The following is a 21,226-nucleotide window of genomic DNA, read 5'->3' on the forward strand; positions in this document are numbered from 1 at the left end:
ATGGTGGCCATGAGTGTTACAGTTTTATCAACCGTGGAGGCATTGCAATCGACCAGACAAGCTGTTCAATTAACCGCGTCAGCATTGCAATCGACCAGTCAGATGGTCCAATCAACCACGCCGGCAGTGCAATCGACCAGTAGATGGTCCAATCAACCACGCCGGCAGTGCAATCGACCAATCAGGGTGTCTAATCAACCGTGGAGGCATTGCAATCGACCAGCCAGGCGAAGCAATCAACCACGCCAGCATTGCAATCGACCAGTCAGGCGGACTAATCAACCACGCCGGCATTGCAATCGACCAGCCGGGCTTTTCAATCAACCGCGTCAGCATTGCAATCGACCAGACAGGCTCTCCAATCAACCACGCCGGCATTGCAATCGACCAGTCAGGCTCTCCAATCAACCACGCCGGCATTGCAATCGACCAGCCAGGCGGTCCAATCAACCGCGTCAGCATTGCAATCGACCAGTCAGGGTGTCCAATCAACCGCGCCATCAGTGCAATCGACCACAGCAGCAATTCAATCAACCACGCCGGCATTGCAATCGACCACAGCAGCGAACCAATCAACCGCGCCAGCATTGCAATCGACCACAGCAGCGAAGTAATCAACCACGGAGTCAGTGCAATCGACCAGCCATGCGAAGCAATCAACCACGCCGGCATTGCAATCGACAGTCAAGTCCATAGTATTGTGTAATTTATAGATACAAGTTATCAACTATGGTTTTATTATATTGAATTTTATTTGGTAGGGAGGGGTACCCCTCCCTACCAAATAAAATTTTTCGGCATACATTTCCTTGTACTATCTATTTTTACTACGATAAAAGAACTTTTTGCCCCCGATATCCATAGATTCTTCACAATCCATTAGGACGGCACCGATCAGTCGAAATGCCGAGTTGACATTAGGGAAGACTCTTATCACGCTTTCTCTTCTTCTAACTTCGGAATTCAGTCGCTCTAATACATTCGACGTTCGAACATGGACATGAGCATCTCTATCCTCTGAATAAAACTGTATGGCATCCTCATAGCCCGCATCTAACGTTTCAATAGCTTTTTTGTACTTCGCTTCACTTTCATATTTCTCCATAAATTCTTTTTTTAACATCCTGGAGATTGTTAGGTTCGATGCTTTAAATATTTCTTTTAAATGTTCTCTCGCTTCTTTGGATCCCTTCTTCGGAAAGTTCTTGATAATATTCCTTAAAAAGTGAACCGTACATCGTTGCCAGCTTGTGTTGAGGAAGTTTTCCTTTATCGCTGCTTTTAAACCTTCGTGAGCATCTGATATAACTATTTTTGGAGATTGAAGCCCTCTAGCTTTTAATGTTTCAAAGAAGTCACTCCACCCCTCTTTAGATTCAGAACTAGTTATCTTGAACCCTAGGATTTCCCTCTTATCTTGGCTATTAACACCCAAAGCGATATAAACAGCCTTGGATACTACTTTGTGATATTCCCGGACTTTAATGTACATCGCATCGACATAAACATAGTTGTAATACTGTTGGTTTAGTGGTCTTTCAGACCATTCTTGAACAATCGGGTCCAGTTTTTTCGTCAATTCAGAAACCATAGATTTAGAAACTTTTTCTCCGCAGAGCTGTTCCACCACTTTTGTCACCTTACGAGTAGAGACACCGTTGACAACCATCTCTAACATCGAAAGCAAAAAGGCTTTATCACAACGTTTGTACTTCTCAAATAGATCCGTTGAGAAATCACCGCTACGCGTACGTGGAACCTTTAAATTCACCTTTCCTACACTGAGAGTGAGGTCTCTCTCATAGTAACCGTTTCTGTAATCATGCCGATCATCGTTTCGCTCATATGTACTATTTGCCATATAATTGTCTCTTTCCATCTCCATATACTGATTAAAAAGAATAACGATGGAAGATTTAACGACGTCGTTTAAATCGGATTGCATTACCTCATCTTTTATTTTCTCAAAATCTAGGTTAAACTGTAACTGGGTCATTATTAATTCCTCCTACATTGTTTATCGTGGTTGAAAACATTGTATCATAAGGAATTAATATGACCTTTTTTTATGTTCCTTTTTACACAATTATATAGACGTAACCCAATCGACCACAGCAGCGAAGTAATCAACCACGGAGTCAGTGCAATCGACCAGCCATGCGAAGCAATCAACCAAGCCAGCATTGCAATCGACCAGTCAGGCGAAGCAATCAACCAAGCCAGCATTGCAATCGACCACAGCAGCAATTCAATCAACCGTGGAGGCATTGCAATCGACCAGTCAGACGGTCCAATCAACCGCGTCAGCATTGCAATCGACCACAGCAGCAATTCAATCAACCGCGCCGGCATCGCAATCGACCACAGCAGCAATTCAATCAACCACGCCAGCACCCCAATCAACCACACCGCTACCCCAATCAACCACCAAACCCTCTCTCACCAATCTCGCTCTATAACATTGCCCCTGCTTTGTATCCTAATATATTTAATGGGTCCTTGGAACTTGAAAAGGGTGGAGCATAGCCTAATTCGAGCTCCTGTAAATCGGCCACCGTTAATTTACCTTTTATAGCAGTAGCGAGTACGGCTAATCTTTTATCAACGCCAGCATACCCGACAACCTGTCCACTATAAATTGTCCCGGTTTCCTCCTCGAACAAAACTTTAATCCAGAGTTTGTCAGAGCCAGGATAATAACTGGCATTAGAATTTGCCTGTAAGCTTGCCTCTTTAAAGGTGTAGCCAGCTTTTTTCAAGGAAGTGGTAGTATGACCTGTGGAGCCAACAGTAAGGTCAAATACTTTTAATATTCCCGTACCCATCGTCCCTTCATATGCAATATTCTCTCCATTTAGATGGCTGGCGATTATATACGCCTGACGATGAGCTGGCCATGCGAGCGCAACATTTCTAGCTGAGTCTGTTATGCTATCAGACGTTTCGGTAACATCTCCGAGTGCATAAATGTCAGGATCGGATGTTTGCATATAGCGGTTTACAGTTATAGCTCCCGTATTGCCGATTTTGAGACTTGAATCGACGGCCAGCTTTGTATTGGGCCGTATCCCGATGGCAAGGATGGTCAGATCTGCATCCACTGTTTCTCCGCTTTCTAGATGGAGCTTTTTACCTTCATTTGAAAAGGAGGATAAGCCGTCATTCAGCTTAACGGCAACGTTTTTCTCTTTTAAATGGCTAAAGACGTGCTCTGCCATGTCTTTATCAACTAATTTCGCTACCTGATCACCACGGTCTATTACGGTACAGGTGATTCCTCTGGCATGGAGGTTTTCGACCATTTCTAACCCGACGAACCCCGCTCCGACTACTGCGGCTGTGGTAGGCTTGTATTTTTCAATAAATTGGTCAATTGCATCCATATCTGGAATGGTGTGCAACGTAAAGGTTCTATCGTCCACCATACCATTAATCTCCGGGCATAGCGCATAGGCTCCAGGTGAGAGAATCAGTTTATCATAGGAAGTAGTTTCTTTCTCGGAGGAATCGCCTCTCCTAAAACTGATCTGCTTTTGCTCACGGTTGATATGCGTTACTTCCGTGTCGGTATGGACTTGCATGCTAAAGTCTTTCTGGAATTCTGTTGTCGGGTAAAGTATATCTTCCCGGCTTTCGAGTACACCGCCGAGATAATAGGGCATGCCACAATTTGAAAAGGATACATGGTCCCCTTTTTCGAAGATGTGTATTTCGGATTCTTTGTCGGATCGTCTAATTTGGGCAGCTACAGTGGCCCCGCCTCCTACTCCGCCGACAATAATAATTTTTTTCTTCAACGTCATTCCTCCTGATTAGAGTATTCCGAATGAATGTAAGACCACTACCACGATGGTTAATGGAACGAGCCAACGAATCAGCTGGAACCACAATTGGTAGCCGCCAGAAGGCAAGCTGCTGCCAGATAAGAATTCATTTCTAGCAAGGGTTTTATCCATCTTAAAGCCAACAAATATTGCGATAAAGAGACAGCCACCCGGTAGCATTATGTTACTTACGAGAAAGTCTGTTGCATCAAAGACTGTTAAACCAAAGATCTTGAATTCAGATAGATTACTTGATGATAAGGCTGCCGGGATACCAGCAATAAATACTAAAATACCAGCAATAGCTGCAACCTTCTTACGAGAACGTTGTTTCTTTTCTGTGAATGCTGAGGTGATAATTTCGAGCATACTGAACGAAGAAGTCAGTACTGCAAATAAAAATAGTAATAAAAACAAACTTAGAAAAACTTCTCCAAACGGCATTTGTGAGAAAGCTTCTGGTAGAACGATAAATAATAATCCTGGCCCTTCTGAAGGCTCAAGGCCAAACGCAAATACCACCGGGAAAATGGCAAGTCCAGCCAACAGAGACACGAAAATATTCATAATGGTGACGGATCCTGAGGCCATTGGCAAGCTGACATCCTTTTTCAAATAGGAGCTATAGGTGACCATGACCGATATTCCTACTGCAAGAGAGAAAAAGGATTGACCAAGCGCATAAAGAATATTGCTCGGATTTAACTTAGAAAAGTCAGGCTGGAGAAAAAATCGAATACCTTCTAAGGCGCCTTCAAATGTAACAGCCCGTATTACAAGAATAATAAAGAATATGAACAGAAGCGGCATAAGTATTTTGCTTGTTTTTTCAATGCCATCCTTAATGCCGAATGAAATAACTACCACATTAATCAAAAGGAAAAGAGCTAATCCCAATATCGTAAAGGCAGGACTCCCATTAATCGACGCAAATAATGCCGCATAATCGGCGTTTTCTTTAATAATCATGCCTGGGATGGACAATAAGCTATAAAGGAGTACCCAGCCGCCAACAACACTGTAAAAGGAAAGCAGCAAAAAGGCGCCTACGACTCCCCATTTCCCAATAAACGACCATCTGGATTTTGGAGCAAGTGTTTGATAGGCGGTGACAGCTTCCTTTTGCGCCCCGCGACCGATGATAAACTCAGCAATGAGAATAGGGAGCCCAATGATAATAGTAAAGGCGATAAAAACGAGGAAAAAGGCTCCCCCACCATTCATCCCTGTCATATAAGGAAATTTCCAGATGGCACCAAGACCAATTGCTGCACCTGCTGATGATAGTATAAAGCCAAGCTTTGTTGACCATTGTTCCGTTTTGTTACCCATAGTATGCCTCTCTTTCAAACGTCTAAGTTGTAAAATTTTATTTAGTATATCAGCTACAAGGTAGTTTTTCTATTAAATGTTTTGAAAAGCCAAATAGAGAGGCCCACTTAATTAAGTTATAATCCACCAATTAAAGCTTTGTACGTATTGCCCAGAGTTCTGGGAAGAAATAATGATCGAGTACTTTTTTTAAATAGCCAACTCCTGACGATCCACCAGTACCTGTCTTATGCCCAATAATCCGCTCCACCGTTTTCATATGCCTAAATCGCCACTGTTGGAACCAATCCTCAATGTCTACAAGCTTTTCTGCCAGTTGATAAAGCTCCCAGTAACGATTTACATCTTGATAAACGGCCATCCAGGCAGCTTCCACGGTATCATCCTTTGCATAGGTTTCTGAAAAATCCCTGTTAAGTATCTCTGGATTAATGTCAAAACCGGCACGAGCCAGTGCTTCAATTGCTACATCATAAAGCCCTGGAGCATGATAGGCATCTTTTAATATAGTATGCACCTTTGGATCTTTTTCATAGATCTTTAAAATAAACGGGGTCTTGTAACCAAGTACGAATTCTACAAGACGATATTGATACGATTGGAAGCCGGATGCGTTGCCCAGATCATCACGAAATTCCATATACTCAGCTGGCGTAAGGGTAGAAAGGACGTCCCATGCTTGAATAATCTGTGCCTGTGTTTTCGAAACTCGTGCCAACATTTTAAACGATGCTTGTAGTTCGCCATTTTGAATTGCTGCAATAGCAGCTTTTATCTCGTGAATGATTAATTTAAGCCAAAGCTCGCTGACCTGATGAATGATTATAAACAGCATTTCATCATGGTGATTGGATAACCTTTTCTGGCTTTCCAATAAAGTCTCGAGTTGTAAATAGTCCCCGTACGTCATCTTTTCCTTAAAATCGGTGTGAATTCCCTTTTCTGATTTAAAGGTTTCGTTCTGATTATCTTTCATCGGTCGGTTCGCTCCTTTTCAGATAAAGGTTTAATGACAGCACGTACGGGGCTGCCATCAGCGCCTTGAATAGCAAGTGGTAGTGCAATAAGCTCGTACAATCCGGGATTTACATGGTCTAGCATGATATTTTCTAAAATATTTATCCCATGCCTGTATAAAGCATGATGGGTTTCCAGATCCTTGCTATCAGCCTGATCCACAGAAGGGATGTCGACTCCTAAAAGCGTAACGCCTTTCTCCTGTAGGTATGCTGCAATTTCTGGTGCAATCGAAGGCATTGTGTCAGGAAATCGTTTTGGATCATTAATAAGTGATGTCTTTAATAAAACACGCTTGCACCCTCTCAGTTCTGCCTGCTTTAGCACTTCAAGGTTTATAACATTTGATTGGCTGACATCGACCACAATGGCCTCCCCAATATAGCGATCAAGGTTAAGCTGATCGATCGTTTTTCCATTCGAATCATAGTGGAATGGAGCATCTACATGCGTCCCTGTATGCAGGCTGGCGGTCATTTGCCCAATGTTGACAGAGCCAGTCTCTACCTTTGAATAAGTTAAGCTGTAACGAAAAGGCGTGTCACCAGGCCAGTGAGCCATATCATTTGTCAGAGGCTGTGAGATATCAATCCAGTTTGCCATTATGCGATCACTCCTCGTTTATTCTCATATTCTTTATAGCTTTTTTCGTCCATTATTTTTTTAAGTCGTGCCACCATTTCCCAGACTTCAGTAAAAGTATTATAAAGTGCAACAGGAGCAAGGCGAATGCCATTTGGATTACGAAAATCCGGTATCACACCGTTTGCTTTTAGAGCCTTGCAAATACGTGCTGCTTCAGGGTGAAGTAGAAACACGTGACCACCGCGTGAAATCTCATCCTGAGGGTTGGCAAGGGCGAATCCATAGTCCGACAGCTCAGCTTTGATGAGTTCCATTAAATATGCGGTTAAGCGAAGGGATTTTTCTCTGACTCTGTCTATTCCAGCCTCCTCAAACATTTCTAAGGAGCCAATTAACGGAGCAATACTTAAGACATGTGGTGTTCCAATTTGATACGCACCTGCTGTAGAAGCTGGGGACAGGGTATGCTCCATATCAAATTGTTTATCCTTTGCAGAGCTGAACCAGCCAGCAAGTCCTGGATGCTTGCCGAAATGTCTTTTGTTTACGTAAAGACCACCTACACTTCCAGGTCCACCATTTAAATGCTTATATGTACACCAGAAGGCAAAGTCTACACCACACTCCGATAATTCATGGGGAATCGATCCAATAGAATGACAGAGATCAAAGCCAATTAAAATTCCTCTTGCGTGTGCTTCTTTTGTTAACGTACGAATATTTAGAAGCTGGCCACTTCGGTAAAGGACGCTTGGTAGGATGATGATTGCAACATCATCTGTCATAGCTCGGACAATATCATTTGTTTCTAGTGTGTTACCATCATTACTCTTAACTTGGATCAGATGTTTGTCAGGGTCTAACCCTTTTAATGCAAGCTGACTTTTTAATGCATAAATATCAGAAGGGAAATTTAATTCATCTGCCAGAATTTTTGTGCGCTTGCCTTCTGATTGAAAGAAGGTTGCGACTAATTGATGTAGGTTCGTTGTCGTAGAGCCTGTCACAATGACTTCATCTGCTTCTGCTCCAATCAGAGGCGCAGTAAGATTACCCAATTCTTCAGATAGGTAGTACCAAGGATGAGCACCTTCTGTCCATCCGTCTATCCCGTACTCTTTCCAAGAAGCCATAAGCTTGCTAACACTTTGCTCTGCCCGTTTGGAAAGGAGGCCAAGTGAGTTTCCATCAAAATAGATAGTATCCTTTCCTAGATAGAACTCTTCACGGAATGTTTTTAATTCATCTTCTTTATCTAATCGTTCAGCATATGATTTCTCTATGTTCAATCGCCCCGCCTCTTCCTGTAAAAGTATTGTATCTTCTATTCTAACAAAAGCCGATGCCACATTTCATGGTTTTTTCAATCTTCTAGGTTGTAATGTTGAAACAGCTTATCCAATCACCCACATATATTATGAATTTGACAATAAATGAGAGGCCTTTAGCTATTGCATTGTCGGAGTTTCGAGCGCTATATAAGAAACTTAGGACATCAAAAATTACCAGTTATTGAACTGATAAAGGGAAAGCGGTCATATGAAATAGCTTTAGAAATAAACTATATAGTAAGAGGCAATAACGATCTATAAAGCAATTTGGAAGTTCCTACAGGTAGATTCACTTTCTAAACATACATGCTGATAGAGAGGGGTTCGTTATATGGTGAAACTAGAAATAGAAAAGCTACGAAATTATATTAATGGGGAGTGGAAGGAGGTTGCTCGCACAACTGCTGTGGTCAACCCTGCTACAGGGGAAGAGCTTGTTCAAGTGCCGTTATCTTCGAAAGAGCATGTGGAGGAAGCAGTGAGTGCTGCGAAGAAGGCACAAAAGGAATGGGCCCTTGTTCCTGCACCTATGCGTGCTGAGTTTTTATATCGCGTAGGGTACTTAATGAAGGAGAAGAAGGAATATTTAGCGCAACTTCTGACAAGTGAGAACGGTAAAGTGATTGAAGAAGCACGAGGAGAAGTACAAGAAGGAATTGATATGGCCTACTATATGGCAGGTGAGGGAAGAAGGTTGTTCGGCCAAACAACACCTGCAGAATTAAAGGACAAATTTGCAATGAGCCAGCGTGTGCCCGTCGGCGTTGTGGGGATAATTACACCTTGGAATTTCCCAATTGCTATTGCCACATGGAAGTCATTCCCGGCGATTATTGCAGGAAATGCCGTCGTTTGGAAGCCTGCAACAGAAACACCTATTATGGCTTTTGAGCTTGCTAAAATTCTTGAAGAAGCAGGTCTCCCAAAAGGTGTTGTGAACGTAGTTTTTGGGTCAGGAAATGAAGTTGGAAATGCTTTGGTACATGATGAGAACGTGCAAGTCATCTCGTTTACAGGGTCCAACGACACAGGAAGAGGGATTGCAGCAGCTTGTGGAAGACAGCTTAAAAAGGTATCCCTTGAAATGGGCGGGAAAAATGCTGTAATTGTTATGGACGACGCAGATATTGACTTGGCAGTGGAAGGGATTTTATGGAGTGCCTTTGGAACAAGCGGGCAACGATGTACGGCATGTAGCAGAGTTATTGTGCATGAAGCTGTTAAGTCTACTTTAGAAGCGCATTTATTAGCGAGAATGGAGCAGCTTACTATTGGAAATGGATTAGATGAATCAATAAAGGTTGGCCCGATCATTAATAAAGAAGGACTACAAAAAATTAAAGAATACGTGTCAATTGGCAAAGAGGAGGGTGCTAGATTACTGGCAGGTGGAATGGTGTTAACAGAAGGTGATCAACGAAGTGGGAACTACTTTGCTCCTACACTGTTTACAGATGTTTCGTCAACAATGCGAATTGCCCAGGAGGAGATCTTTGGGCCAGTTGTTTCCTTAATCCCTGTAAAAAGCTTTGAGGAAGCCATTGAGGTTAATAATAGTGTCTCCTTTGGTTTATCAAGCTCAATATTCACCAACGATGTTAACCAAGTATTTCGTGCACAAAGGGATCTTGATACAGGAATTGTGTATGTTAACGCTGGTACTACTGGAGCGGAAATCCATCTGCCTTTTGGCGGTACAAAGGGAACAGGCAATGGCCACCGTGATTCCGGCATTCAAGCACTGGATGTGTTTACGGAATGGAAGGCAATCTATGTGGATTACAGCGGAAAGCTCCAGCGAGCACAGATTGACGTCGAATAAACTCTTCTTCAAAGAAGGAAATTTTATAAGAGGGAGTGGATGGCATGAAGATAGGTGTGCTTGGAGCAGGGTTAATGGGGAAAGAAGCTGCTCGTGATCTTGTAGCTAGTGATGGTGTAAGTTTTGTGGGGCTAGCTGATATAAATTTCACATTAGCTGAGAAGACGTGTAAACAGTTAAATTCTCCTAAACTGAAGCCCTTCAAAGTCAATGCCGCAGACAAGACAGATCTTGCTGCATATATGCGTCAATTTGATGTGATTATTAATGCGCTTTTTTACTCATTTAATGAGAAGGTGGCGAAAACAGCAATCCAGGTTGGTGTAAGTGCTGTTGATTTAGGTGGACATATTGGTAATATAACAAATGCGGTTTTAGCCTTGAAAAAGGAAGCAGCAGAGGCAGGGGTAACAATTATTCCTGATCTTGGGGTTGCACCAGGGATGATAAATATCCTAGCAGGCTATGGAGCTAGTAAACTAGATAAATTGAGTGAAATGAAGCTATATGTGGGAGGAATACCAGTTAAGCCAGATCCCCCACTTGAGTATAATCATGTTTTCTCCATGGAAGGGGTGTTTGATCACTATACAGATCCTGCCATGATCATCCGAAATGGATTAAAACAGGAGGTTGCCTCTTTGTCGGAGGTGGAAAACATTTATTTCGATAAATTTGGTCCATTGGAGGCTTTCCATACCTCTGGAGGAACATCAACCCTGTCTCTATCCTATCCACACCTTAACACATTAGAATACAAAACCATCCGCTATCCAGGACATGCGAAAAAATTTAAACTGCTTGTAGACTTAAATCTAACTAAAAAGCAATACACCGTGGACATTGCCGGCAATGTAGTAAACCCGAGAGAAGTTTTGCTGAAAGTTTTGGAACCGATCGTGCAACTGGGCCATAAGGAGGATGTAGTACTTTTAAGGGTACTCGTTACAGGTGAAAAAGCTGGGGAGAGGACGACTTACCAATATGAAATGACAACCTTTAAAGATAAAAAAGAAAACATTACGGCGATGGCAAGAGCTACAGCAAACACAATCTCTGTTGTGGCTCAAATGATTGGAGATAAGACAATAACCAAATCTGGCGTCCACCCTCCTGAACAAATCGTACCAGGAAAAGCATATATTGAAGAGATGTATAAACGTGGTGTGGTTATTAGAGAGGAAGTTATCTAGTAATTTCTATAGTGATAATTGGTATTTAGCGTTTTATCCAAATAGTAAAAGCCGGAAGCCTGTTCGAATTGTTGTAAGAATTCGAACAGGCCACCGGCTTTTGTTCCTATTTTGTCGCTTTTTGCAGTTTTGAAATCATTTTAAGAGCGCGTCCTGTTCCAATTGCAACGGATTCAAGCGGGTTTGGCGCAAGATGGACGGGAACGATTAATTCATTTGATAACCATTCCTGCATTCCTCTAAGTAGTGCACCACCACCAGTTAGTACTATCCCATTGTCCACGATATCCCCACTTAACTCCGGAGGACAGTTCTCAAGCGTAGCTCGAATTGTTTCTAAGATGGAATCTAGTGATTCTTTTAAAGCATAGTGAATTTCAGTAGAAGTGATCACAACAGTTTTTGGAAGGCCTGATACCATGTCACGACCGCGAATTTCCATCGTTTCTTCCTTGTGATTCGGGTGAGCGAAGCCAATTTCCATTTTAACATTTTCCGCAGTACGCTCCCCGATTAGAATGTTATATTGCTTGCGGATATGATGAATAATTTCATCATCCATTTTATCTCCGCCAGTGCGCACAGAGTTACAGGATACGACTCCGCCGAATGAGATGATTCCTACTTCAGAGGTACCTCCACCGATATCCACTACAACGTTGGCCACCGGTTCATCAACAGGAAGGTCTGAGCCGATCGCTGCAGCCACAGGTTCTTCTATTAAATGCACCTGTTTCGCACCATAGCTTGTTACAGCATTGTGGATTGCTCGACGTTCTACTGTTGTACTTCCAGACGGCGTACATACAACGACAATTGGCTTTCTCATCGACATACCGATTTTCTTGCTTACCTTTTTCAAAAATTCCTTAAGCATTTGAGCTGTTACATCATAATCCGCTATCACACCATCTTTTAATGGACGTATTGGGATAATGTTTTGTGGCGTTTTCCCTACCATTTCTTTTGCTTCCGCTCCAACTGCGACAACCTGCTTCGTATTTACATCAATTGCAACAACAGATGGTTCATTTAATACGATTCCTTTTGATTTTGAATATATAAGTATATTTGCAGTACCTAGATCAATCCCGATTTCTGCAGTAGATAACATAATAATATCCTCCAATGATGGCAATTTTCTCATACAGTCATTCTATTAAATAGTATACTTTTTGGGGGTGCCTATACAATGCACATATTTTGGCAATAGATTCTATATGGATTGTGACAAAAATAAACTATCTTTCCGGGTAAAATCAAGTAACATTTTGGTTACAAGTTGGCCGTGATTGTAACAAAACACCGTCTTTTCGAGGGGTGTCAATAGTGCTTTTGTTGTAAAATTTTCCTTTGTGCTGAACTTTTTCCTATTTACCCGTTTTTAGGTCAAACTACACTTCTTTTATTTACAAGGATTTTTACGAGAATACGAAAATTTGTAAGTCTATTTATCTAGTTTGGCAAAGACTGCCACTAATATTACAGAAAATCCATGCTATGATGATTCTGCAAAACAAAACAACACAAACACAAAAGGAGAGTGTAGCAAGATGTTTAAGAAAGTAAGTATGGTCACAGCACTATCAGCTGCTTTATTATTTGGAGGAGCTTTTCAAAATTCTGTTGATGCACAAGCCAAGGATGTAAATCAGAATCATATATATAAAATCTACTATTCTATTAATGGGAATTGGGGAAATGTTTCTGGTGAAAGCATCAATGAACTTGTAAATAAATACCTTTCTAAGTTCCAACTAAACTGGAAAGATTTTAACTGGGATAAAATCCAAGTTGAAAAGAAAAACCCTGCAAATAATGTAGAGCAACCGGAAAAGAAAGAAGAGCAGCCAGCAAAAGAAGAACAAGCTGAGCAGCCAAAACAAGAAGCACCAGTAAAAGAAGAACCAAAGCAAGAGCAACCTAAAGAAGAACAAGCTCAAAAAGAGGAGCCAAAACAAGAGGCACCAGTAAAAGAAGAGCCAAAGCAAGAACAACCTAAACAAGAAGAACCAAAACAAGAGCAACCAGCTCAAGAAGAACAAACAGAAGCGCCAGCACCACAACAGCCTGTAGCTGAAGAAAACAAACAAGCTGATGAGCAAGCTCAAACTTCAGAACTAAGCCAATTTGAACAAGAAGTTGTAGAACTAACAAACCAAGAAAGAGCAAAACAAGGTCTAGCACCATTGAAGATTGATACAGAGCTAAGCAAAGTAGCACGTGAAAAGTCTCGTGATATGGCATCAAGTGGTTACTTTGCTCATAACAGCCCGAACTACGGATCTCCATTTGACATGATGAAGCAATTCGGCATTAGCTACAGCACTGCTGGGGAGAACATTGCTAAAGGGCAACGCACACCAGAAGAAGTAGTGAATGCTTGGATGAACAGTGAAGGTCACCGTGCTAACATCATGAATGGTAACTTTACACACATCGGTGTAGGATACGTTGAACAAGGAAATCACTGGACACAACAATTTATTGGAAAATAATATTTTAGTGAGGAGGCTAACTTAGGTTAGCCTCTTTTTTGTGTTAACCAAAGGGAGCAGTGTCATCAACCAGTGCAGCTGATCAATCAACCAATGGAGCAGTGTCATCAACCAAAGCAGCTGATCAATCGACCAAGGGAGCATTGCCATCAACCAAAGCAGCTGATCAATCGACTGAGGGAGCATTGTCATCAACCAAAGCAGCTGATCAATCAACCAATGGAGCAGTGTCATCAACCAAAGCAGCTGATCAATCGACCAAGGGAGCATTGCCATCAACCAACGCAGCTGATCAATCAACCAATGGAGCATTTTCATCAACCAGTGCAGCTGATCAATCGACCAAGGGAGCATTGCCATCAACCAAAGCAGCTGGTCAATCGACCAAAGGAGCAGTGTCATCGACCAATGCAGCTGTTCAATCAACCAATGGAGCAGTGTCATCAACCAAAGCAGCTGATCAATCAACCAACAGGGCATTGCCATCAACCAAAGCAGCTGGTCAATCGACCAAAGGAGCAGTGTCATCGACCAATGCAGCTGTTCAATCAACCAATGGAGCAGTGTCATCAACCAGTGCAGCTGATCAATCGACCAAAGGAGCAGTGTCATCAACCAATGCAGCTGATCAATCGACCAAAGGAGCAGTGTCATCGACCAATGCAGCTGTTCAATCAACCAATGGAGCAGTTTCATCAACCAGTGCAGCTGATCAATCGACCAAAGGAGCAGTGTCATCAACCAATGCAGCTGATCAATCGACCAAAGGAGCATTGTCATCAACCAGTGCAACTGATCAATCGACCAAAGGAACAGTGTCATCAACCAACGCAGCTGATCAATCAACCAATGGAGCAGTGTCATCAACCAGTGCAGCTGATCAATCGACCAAAGGAGCATTGTCATCAACCAGTGCAACTGATCAATCGACCAAAGGAACAGTGTCATCAACCAACGCAGCTGATCAATCAACCAATGGAGCAGTGTCATCAACCAGTGCAGCTGATCAATCGACCGAGGGAGCAGTGAAATCAACCAACGCAGCTCCCCACTCAACCACAACACCACACAAACTTCAGCCATATCTCCCGCAATAACTAAAACGAAGCCACACCCATATGAAGTTTCTTTTATATTTTCAGGCGTTTAGGGGAAAAACAGAAGGGAAATGGTTTTACATATGACTAACAGGAGGATTTACACATGGTACAGGGAGCAGTGAATTGGAATACGGGGATGTCACAGAAATGGCTACAAGAATATGTGGATGATTGGGTTTCTTTTTATAGGAAGCATACCTCAGAAGGAGAGGTTGCCTCATACATACCAGCACTGAAGGAAGCGAAGCAGGATCATCTTGGGATTTCGATTATTGGCATGCATGGAATGAAGATACGATCTGGGGATGTAGACGTCAAATTTACGATACAAAGTATTTCCAAAGTACTTAGTTTTATCGTTGCTTGTATGGAGAGAGGTGTCGCCTATATGTTGGATAAGGTAGACGTAGAGCCAACAGGGGAAGCCTTTAATTCCATCATGCATTTGGAAATGAAACAGTTAAAAAAACCATTTAATCCATTAGTAAACGCAGGAGCCATTACGGTATCTTCCATGCTGTGTGGGGAGACTTCTGAAGAAAAATTGGATCCGCTCCTTACTTTAATGGAGAAAATACTTGGTCATCGACCGAACATAAACCTAGAAGTCTATGAGTCTGAACGGGAGACTTCAACACGGAACAAGGCAATAGGTTATTATTTATTGGAAACAGGATTTTTGGAATCAGATATTGAGGTTACACTTGATACGTATTTTAAACAATGCTCCCTTGAGGTAACGATTGATGATTTAGCTCGGATTGGATTAATTCTTGCAAATGATGGAAAAGATCCTGATTCGGAGGAACATTTTATTCCAAGACAGGTTGCTCGTCTCGCGAAGGCTCTCATGCTGACATGTGGCATGTACGATGCTTCCGGGAAGTTCGCGGCATATGTCGGCATTCCTGCGAAAAGTGGGGTTTCTGGTGGGATAATTGCCGTGTCCCCACCACGTGTGCGAAATGAACCCCTGCCATTTATGGATGGTTGTGGGATGGCGGTTTACGGACCGGCCTTGGATAGCAAGGGAAATAGTACAGCAGGAATTAGGTTGCTCAGACATATTGCAACACAGTGGGATCTAAGTATATTCTAGGTAGTAAAAGGAGGATGGATTATGTGTGGACGGTATACGATGCTTGCGGATGAACTTGAGGTCTTAAGAACTTTCGATTTGGAACAGGACAGAATAGATAATTATGGACAGAGCTTCAACATTGCACCTGGTCAAAATGTGCTTGCTATCATACATGACGGGAAGAAAAAACGTGCCGGCTATTTAAGGTGGGGACTAGTGCCATCTTGGGCTGAAGATGAAAAGATTGGCTATAAAATGATTAATGCTCGGAGTGAAACAGCTCATGAAAAGCCAAGCTTTAAAAAGCTTATGGCTAAAAAGCGTTGTTTAATCGTTGCGGATAGTTTTTTTGAATGGCAAAAGAATGAACATGGAAAACAACCAAAGCGGATTCGCTTAAAAGATCGCAGCCTTTTTGCTTTCGCCGGATTGTGGGATAAATGGGAGCAGGGGGAAAAAGAGCTTTTCACCTGCACGGTTTTAACAAAGGAAGCGAATCCTTTTATGCAGGAAATCCACCATCGTATGCCAATAATTTTGCCAAAGGATAAAGAAGCTGAATGGATCCTCCCGCAGACAGAGAATCCTGCCTCCATGCATGCTTTTCTTAAAAATATTGAAGTAGATGATCTTGATGCTTATAATGTATCTACTTATGTCAATGCAGCTAAAAACAATGATGAAGCCTGTGTTGCACCACTTGCATAAATATCAGCGTATAAAAGAAGAGGAGAGCCATGTTAAGCTCTCCTCTTCTATCCAATCCGTGCTTTTCTTTCTTTACTCTGATATTTCTCTTCTTTGGCGACTTTAAGAAATCGCTTCGTTTCATAGACAACGACTCCAGATAAACCAATTAAACCGATTAAGTTTGGTGCTGCCATAAGGGCATTCATAATATCAGAGATGCCAAAGACGACACTTAACTCCTCCAGTGCCCCGTACATGACGGCAAGCACAAAGACCACACGGTAGTATGGAATTGCCTTATCACTGAATAGGTATGAGAAACATTTTTCTCCGTAGTAAGACCAGCCTACTAAAGTAGAAAAAGCGAATAACACAATGCCGATCGTAACAATGTAGCCTCCTGTATCACCAAGGAATGCAGCAAAAGAAGCGGAGGTTAGATCGCCACCCTCTAGGCCGCCCCCATACATGTCTGCCATTACAATTGTAATCCCGGTAACAGAACAAACAATAATTGTATCAATAAAAACCTGTGTCATGGAAACAAGTGCCTGTCTTCCCGGTAAATCTGTCTTCGCAGCAGCCGCCGCAATAGGCGCAGAACCAAGCCCGGCTTCATTTGAAAATACCCCACGCGCTACCCCGTAGCGAATAACCGTTCCGAGGAGTCCACCACCAATCGCGCTTCCTGTAAAGGCATCATTAAAAATTGTTCCAATTGCTTGTGGCACAATATCGAAGTTTAAAACCATAATAACAAGTCCACTTAAAACGTAAAAAGCTGCCATGATTGGTACGAAAAATGAGGTAACTTTTCCGATGCTTTTTATTCCTCCTAATATAACCAGACCAACTAAAAGCATGAGGATCAGGCCAGTTACCCATGTTGGAACATTAAAGGAATCTGACATCGCTTTTGAAACAGAATTGGATTGTACCATGTTGCCGATCCCAAACGCAGCACATGATCCAAAAATGGCAAATAAGACGCCGAGCCATTTTGCTTTCAATCCTTTTTCTAAATAATACATCGGTCCACCGGAAATTTCGCCTTTACTGTTGACTACCCGATACTTAACAGCAAGGATGGCTTCTGCATATTTCGTTGCCATTCCTAAAAGCGCTGTAACCCACATCCATAACACTGCACCAGGGCCACCTAACACAACAGCCGTCGCTACCCCAACAATGTTTCCTGTTCCGACCGTAGCTGCCATGGCAGTAGTAAGCGCCTGATAGTGGCTAATGTCCCCTTGGGATTTCTTGTCCTGGCGTGCTGGACTGAATGCTAATTTTAACGCATAAGGTAATGTTCGAAATTGTAAGAAGCCAAGACGCAGCGTTAAATATAGGCCGGCACCAACGATTAATATAAGCATTGGTGGACCCCATACAATATTACTTATGGAACTAATGATATCCTCCACTTTAACCCCTCCCCCTGTTATTGTATTATATTAAATATTAAGAAAATTTAAGTCAAGTGTTTTATGAAATAATAGACTTCTTATGTCAATTAGTGCAATATTCTCCTCTTTTTCCTAGTTCCAATTAATAGTTATCAATATTGTTTTAAGTTTTATAACTGGGGGTTGCTGATTTTTCTGAACAGCTAATCGTTGATTAGTGATTGGTAAGTTGCTTATAATAAAGATATTATTGGAGATGCTCTTAAGATATAAAGATTTGGGAAAGCTATTAAGAGCTCTGGACTACATAAAGAAAAAGGAGAGAAACAAAATGGGTAATCGAAAACTAGTATTCGGAGTATTAATTGGGGCACTTGTCGGAGGGGCAATTACCTTATTTGATCGGGAGACTCGTCATTATTCCCGAATGAAATTAGCGTCCTTTAAATCAGGGACACAATCAGTGCTTCACAATCCGTCTGATGCAGTAAGAAAAGTAAGAGTAGCTTTTGATACATTTAATCAAAACTTCAGTAGTGGAGCACAAAGCACGATAAATGCATTGGAACAAGTAGAAACAACTTTAGAAAAATATACGAATAGAAATGAAACAAACAGAATAGAGTAGGGATGACTGTTCGTATAGGAGTGTGTCTACGTGAACAAAGTACCTAACTTTGTTAAAGAAATATATGCCAAGTTTGAAGAAGTGGACGTGTTTGGTTTAGCGGCACAGTTGGCATATTTCTTCCTGTTATCGTTGTTTCCTTTTCTGTTGTTTCTTTTGACTTTGGTTGGTTATTTGCCTTTTGATGATATTGCTATACTCGATACAATCCGCACCTATGCACCACCCCAAATTGTTGATTTAATTAGTACAAATGTTAGTCAGTTGCTTGCAGATCAGAATGGCGGACTATTATCATTTGGTTTTATTGCAACACTTTGGGCGGCATCAAATGGGGTAAACGCCATTATGAGAGGCTTTAATATCGCGTATAGTGTCGAGGAGAATCGTTCCTTTATTGTCTCGCGATTAATTGCGATTGTTCTTACTATCGCCATGGTACTAGTCATTTTAATTGCATTCCTTTTACCTATTTTCGGACGTATGATCGGCATGTACTTATTCTCATTTGTCGGCTTATCAGAAAGCTTTATAGTCGTATGGCAAGGACTGCGTTGGATTGTTTCTTCCGTAGTGATTTTTATTGTATTGGTTGCCTTGTATAAGCTTGCACCAAATTTACGGGTATATTTTAAAAATACGATTTGGGGAGCTCTCTTTGCTACATTGTTATGGCAGCTTGCTTCGCTAGGTTTTTCCTTTTATGTAACTACTGCTGGAAATTACTCAGCTACCTATGGAAGCTTAGGAACCGTAATTGTGCTCATGATTTGGTTTTATCTGTCAGGTATTATAATTATGGCTGGAGGCGTTCTTAACGCCTATATTCGGGAAAAAAGACTGCATAAATAAGCAATAGTGTTATCCAACGGTTTAAAATTAGAAATAAAATAATATGATCTGCTCTTTAAACAGTGAGGTTCTCAACAACCTCACTGTTTTTTGTATAAAGCTACAAGCAAAGTGAGATAATAGCCTCAATTCTTAACGTAAAAAAATAAAACTAAAAATTTAATTTTGAAATTATCTGTTATACCTGTTACAATCTAAATATATTTTTAAATATAACAATAGAGGTGGGGAATTATGAAGAAAGTATTGTTAATGCTTTCATTTGTTGCTGTTATGGTTTTCTTAAGTGCTTGCGGGACAGAAGATAATGAAGAAAACAGTAACAATGAAACAGGTAGTACAGATGAAAGATGGGATGAAATCCAAGAGTCCGGTGAATTGGTAGTAGGAACTTCTGGTACATTATTAGCTGCATCATTTTACGATGGGGAAGAAGAAAGTCAGGATCAGCTAACAGGCTATGACGTAGAAATAATGCGTGAAGTTGCTAAGCGTCTTAATCTGGATGTATCGTTTGAAATTTTGGGGATTGATGGTATGCTTCCAGCTGTAAAAAGTGGACGTATTGATGTTGCTGCAAATGATATTGAAGCGACAGATAAACGGAAAGAAGAATTCAACTTTAGTGAGCCATATAAATATTCATATTCTACCATGGTTGTAAGAAAAGAAGATAACTCTGGAATTGAATCTCTTGAGGATCTTGAAGGTAAAATAGCAGGTGGTGGCGCAACAACGATCTACAGTCAAATTGCTGAACATTTTGGTGCGGAAATAAAAACATATGGTAACGCCCCGAACGAAGCTTATTTGCGTGACGTTCACAATGGCAGAACAGATGTTATTGTAAATGACTACTTTTTATCTAAATTTGGTGTTGCAGGCTTCCCAGATTTTGATATCCATTTACATCCAGACCTAAAATTCCATCCAACAGAGCAAGCAATCGTAATGCCAAAGGATGCGGATAAGTTAACAGAAGAAATAAACAAGGCGCTAACAGCAATGCGAGAAGATGGTACACTTACAGAGTTAGCTGAGAAGTTTTATAAGGAAGATGCATCACAGAAACCAACAGAAGAAATACAAGAAATTGAAGGCCTTGATCTATAAGGAGAATTTATTATGAACTTAGGTGGTTTTGATTTTGGTGGGTTGTTTGATCCGGTACTAGCATGGGAGAGCCTTCCCTTTGTATTAAGTGGTTTGCCAGCAACCATGCTTATCTCGTTTATAAGCATGGGGGTTGGGCTTGTTTTAGGGCTTTTTCTTGCGCTTGCCAGAGGATCTAATCGTCTTATTTTACGATGGCCTGCAAGGATTTATATTTCCTTCATGCGTGGTACACCAATTCTAGTCTTTTTGTTTATCCTCTATTTTGGTTTGCCGGTAGTAGGTATAGAATTTACAGCAATGGTCGCCGCCTGTGTAGGGTTTGGATTAAATAGCGCTGCTTATATAGCGGAAATTGACCGTTCCTCTTTAAACAGTATTGACCATGGGCAATGGGAATCAGCGCGAGCGCTTAACATGCCATATTTTAAGACATTGCGGATCGTTATTCTCCCGCAGGCAACGCGCATTGCTATTCCACCACTTACAAACGTGTTTATGGATATTGTGAAAGCAACATCGCTAGCAGCAGTAATAACAGTGCCAGAGCTGTTCCAAAAAACACAAATTGTAGCAGGTAGAGAATTTGATGCGATGACTATGTACATACTTGTCGCGCTTATATACTGGCCTGTATGTATCTTGATTTCGTTCTTTCAAGATCGTTTGGAAGAACGGTATAGCCGATTTGTTTAGGAAATTCGCTATTAAAGTGAGAAAAGCCTTATGGACCTGGGTCCATGAGGCTTTT

The 21,226-nt window shown here is 41.6% G+C and carries 21 protein-coding genes; 9 read left to right on the forward strand and 12 right to left on the reverse strand.

Annotation, left to right across the window (positions count from 1 at the left end; all coding sequences use genetic code 11):
- Positions 1-16 precede the first annotated feature (16 nt).
- From LG273_RS04490 to kynU, 9 genes are all read right to left on the reverse strand, one after another.
- The gene (locus LG273_RS04490) at positions 17-160 is read right to left on the reverse strand and encodes a hypothetical protein (protein WP_404458124.1); all 144 of its coding nucleotides are present in this window, start codon (positions 158-160) and stop codon (positions 17-19) included.
- A complete protein-coding gene (locus LG273_RS04495) occupies positions 112-660 on the reverse strand; it encodes a hypothetical protein (protein WP_404458127.1) in 549 nt (182 codons plus the stop codon). Before LG273_RS04495 ends, LG273_RS04490 begins: the two co-directional genes overlap by 49 nt.
- Positions 661-814: 154 nt before the next feature.
- Positions 815-1,996 carry an IS256 family transposase gene (locus LG273_RS04500; RefSeq protein WP_404454591.1) on the reverse strand — a complete coding sequence of 394 codons (1,182 nt, stop codon included), beginning with the start codon at positions 1,994-1,996 and terminating at the stop codon, positions 815-817.
- A gap of 44 nt (positions 1,997-2,040) precedes the next feature.
- A complete protein-coding gene (locus LG273_RS04505; RefSeq protein ID WP_404458130.1) occupies positions 2,041-2,424 on the reverse strand; it encodes a hypothetical protein in 384 nt (127 codons plus the stop codon).
- Positions 2,425-2,453: 29 nt separating this feature from the next.
- Positions 2,454-3,803, reverse strand: a complete 1,350-nt coding sequence (locus LG273_RS04510; RefSeq protein ID WP_404458133.1) for a CoA-disulfide reductase — start codon at positions 3,801-3,803, stop codon at positions 2,454-2,456.
- Positions 3,804-3,812: 9 nt separating this feature from the next.
- On the reverse strand, positions 3,813-5,156 hold the full coding sequence (locus LG273_RS04515; protein ID WP_379562201.1) for a sodium-dependent transporter: 1,344 nt from the start codon (positions 5,154-5,156) through the stop codon (positions 3,813-3,815).
- Positions 5,157-5,286: 130 nt separating this feature from the next.
- Entirely contained in the window at positions 5,287-6,132 is an 846-nt protein-coding gene (kynA, locus tag LG273_RS04520; protein ID WP_379562200.1) for a tryptophan 2,3-dioxygenase, read from the reverse strand.
- Entirely contained in the window at positions 6,129-6,776 is a 648-nt protein-coding gene (gene kynB / locus LG273_RS04525; protein ID WP_404458137.1) for an arylformamidase, read from the reverse strand. The genes kynA and kynB overlap by 4 nt, the downstream gene beginning before the upstream one ends.
- Entirely contained in the window at positions 6,776-8,047 is a 1,272-nt protein-coding gene (gene kynU / locus LG273_RS04530) for a kynureninase (protein ID WP_404458140.1), read from the reverse strand. Before kynU ends, kynB begins: the two co-directional genes overlap by 1 nt.
- A 373-nt stretch (positions 8,048-8,420) precedes the next feature.
- Between kynU and LG273_RS04535 the strand changes: the two genes are divergently transcribed.
- Positions 8,421-9,911, forward strand: coding sequence for an aldehyde dehydrogenase family protein (locus tag LG273_RS04535; protein WP_404458143.1), 1,491 nt, complete (start codon positions 8,421-8,423; stop codon positions 9,909-9,911).
- A 44-nt stretch (positions 9,912-9,955) separates the two neighbouring features.
- On the forward strand, positions 9,956-11,104 hold the full coding sequence (locus LG273_RS04540; protein ID WP_404458146.1) for a saccharopine dehydrogenase C-terminal domain-containing protein: 1,149 nt from the start codon (positions 9,956-9,958) through the stop codon (positions 11,102-11,104).
- Positions 11,105-11,210: 106 nt separating this feature from the next.
- On the opposite strand, the gene mreBH is transcribed toward LG273_RS04540, so the two are convergent.
- Positions 11,211-12,218, reverse strand: coding sequence for a rod-share determining protein MreBH (mreBH, locus tag LG273_RS04545; protein ID WP_379562195.1), 1,008 nt, complete (start codon positions 12,216-12,218; stop codon positions 11,211-11,213).
- A gap of 439 nt (positions 12,219-12,657) precedes the next feature.
- On the opposite strand from mreBH, the gene LG273_RS04550 reads away from it, so the two are divergent.
- Positions 12,658-13,602, forward strand: a complete 945-nt coding sequence (locus tag LG273_RS04550) for a CAP domain-containing protein (RefSeq protein ID WP_404458149.1) — start codon at positions 12,658-12,660, stop codon at positions 13,600-13,602.
- Between the two features lie 21 nt (positions 13,603-13,623).
- Here LG273_RS04550 and LG273_RS04555 read toward each other — a convergent pair whose 3' ends face one another.
- Positions 13,624-14,685 carry a hypothetical protein gene (locus tag LG273_RS04555; protein ID WP_404458152.1) on the reverse strand — a complete coding sequence of 354 codons (1,062 nt, stop codon included), beginning with the start codon at positions 14,683-14,685 and terminating at the stop codon, positions 13,624-13,626.
- Positions 14,686-14,805: 120 nt separating this feature from the next.
- On the opposite strand from LG273_RS04555, the gene LG273_RS04560 reads away from it, so the two are divergent.
- The gene (locus LG273_RS04560; RefSeq protein WP_379562192.1) at positions 14,806-15,801 is read left to right on the forward strand and encodes a glutaminase; all 996 of its coding nucleotides are present in this window, start codon (positions 14,806-14,808) and stop codon (positions 15,799-15,801) included.
- Positions 15,802-15,822: 21 nt separating this feature from the next.
- Positions 15,823-16,491 carry an SOS response-associated peptidase gene (locus LG273_RS04565; protein ID WP_404458155.1) on the forward strand — a complete coding sequence of 223 codons (669 nt, stop codon included), beginning with the start codon at positions 15,823-15,825 and terminating at the stop codon, positions 16,489-16,491.
- Between the two features lie 47 nt (positions 16,492-16,538).
- On the opposite strand, the gene LG273_RS04570 is transcribed toward LG273_RS04565, so the two are convergent.
- Positions 16,539-17,852 carry an alanine/glycine:cation symporter family protein gene (locus LG273_RS04570; protein WP_404459475.1) on the reverse strand — a complete coding sequence of 438 codons (1,314 nt, stop codon included), beginning with the start codon at positions 17,850-17,852 and terminating at the stop codon, positions 16,539-16,541.
- 361 nt (positions 17,853-18,213) lie between these two features.
- On the opposite strand from LG273_RS04570, the gene LG273_RS04575 reads away from it, so the two are divergent.
- The 4 genes from LG273_RS04575 (at position 18,214) to LG273_RS04590 (ending at position 21,171) form a co-directional block, all read left to right on the forward strand.
- Entirely contained in the window at positions 18,214-18,510 is a 297-nt protein-coding gene (locus tag LG273_RS04575; protein WP_404458158.1) for a YtxH domain-containing protein, read from the forward strand.
- 30 nt (positions 18,511-18,540) lie between these two features.
- Positions 18,541-19,362 (forward strand): YihY/virulence factor BrkB family protein, encoded by an 822-nt coding sequence (locus LG273_RS04580; RefSeq protein ID WP_379562189.1) that lies wholly within the window; start codon positions 18,541-18,543, stop codon positions 19,360-19,362.
- Between the two features lie 234 nt (positions 19,363-19,596).
- Positions 19,597-20,475, forward strand: a complete 879-nt coding sequence (locus tag LG273_RS04585) for a transporter substrate-binding domain-containing protein (RefSeq protein ID WP_379562188.1) — start codon at positions 19,597-19,599, stop codon at positions 20,473-20,475.
- Between the two features lie 12 nt (positions 20,476-20,487).
- Complete coding sequence (locus LG273_RS04590) at positions 20,488-21,171, forward strand: amino acid ABC transporter permease (protein WP_404458162.1); 684 nt, start codon at positions 20,488-20,490, stop codon at positions 21,169-21,171.
- Positions 21,172-21,226: the final 55 nt, after the last annotated feature.

The sequence above is a fragment of the Oceanobacillus kapialis genome, from assembly GCF_044790185.1.
In the GTDB taxonomy this organism is placed as follows: domain Bacteria; phylum Bacillota; class Bacilli; order Bacillales; family Amphibacillaceae; genus Oceanobacillus_B; species Oceanobacillus_B kapialis.

Bases quoted from the DNA above. Each gene is read 5' to 3' on its own strand.
- LG273_RS04560 (WP_379562192.1), top strand. From the start codon at position 14,806: ATGGTACAGGGAGCAGTGAATTGGAATACGGGGATGTCACAGAAATGG.
- LG273_RS04565 (WP_404458155.1), top strand. From the start codon at position 15,823: ATGTGTGGACGGTATACGATGCTTGCGGATGAACTTGAGGTCTTAAGA.
- LG273_RS04555 (WP_404458152.1), bottom strand. From the start codon at position 14,685: ATGGCTGAAGTTTGTGTGGTGTTGTGGTTGAGTGGGGAGCTGCGTTGG.
- kynA (WP_379562200.1), bottom strand. From the start codon at position 6,132: ATGAAAGATAATCAGAACGAAACCTTTAAATCAGAAAAGGGAATTCAC.
- LG273_RS04535 (WP_404458143.1), top strand. From the start codon at position 8,421: ATGGTGAAACTAGAAATAGAAAAGCTACGAAATTATATTAATGGGGAG.
- LG273_RS04500 (WP_404454591.1), bottom strand. From the start codon at position 1,996: ATGACCCAGTTACAGTTTAACCTAGATTTTGAGAAAATAAAAGATGAG.
- LG273_RS04550 (WP_404458149.1), top strand. From the start codon at position 12,658: ATGTTTAAGAAAGTAAGTATGGTCACAGCACTATCAGCTGCTTTATTA.
- LG273_RS04570 (WP_404459475.1), bottom strand. From the start codon at position 17,852: ATGCTTATATTAATCGTTGGTGCCGGCCTATATTTAACGCTGCGTCTT.
- kynB (WP_404458137.1), bottom strand. From the start codon at position 6,776: ATGGCAAACTGGATTGATATCTCACAGCCTCTGACAAATGATATGGCT.
- LG273_RS04540 (WP_404458146.1), top strand. From the start codon at position 9,956: ATGAAGATAGGTGTGCTTGGAGCAGGGTTAATGGGGAAAGAAGCTGCT.
- LG273_RS04510 (WP_404458133.1), bottom strand. From the start codon at position 3,803: ATGACGTTGAAGAAAAAAATTATTATTGTCGGCGGAGTAGGAGGCGGG.
- LG273_RS04590 (WP_404458162.1), top strand. From the start codon at position 20,488: ATGAACTTAGGTGGTTTTGATTTTGGTGGGTTGTTTGATCCGGTACTA.
- LG273_RS04585 (WP_379562188.1), top strand. From the start codon at position 19,597: ATGAAGAAAGTATTGTTAATGCTTTCATTTGTTGCTGTTATGGTTTTC.
- LG273_RS04515 (WP_379562201.1), bottom strand. From the start codon at position 5,156: ATGGGTAACAAAACGGAACAATGGTCAACAAAGCTTGGCTTTATACTA.
- LG273_RS04575 (WP_404458158.1), top strand. From the start codon at position 18,214: ATGGGTAATCGAAAACTAGTATTCGGAGTATTAATTGGGGCACTTGTC.
- mreBH (WP_379562195.1), bottom strand. From the start codon at position 12,218: ATGTTATCTACTGCAGAAATCGGGATTGATCTAGGTACTGCAAATATA.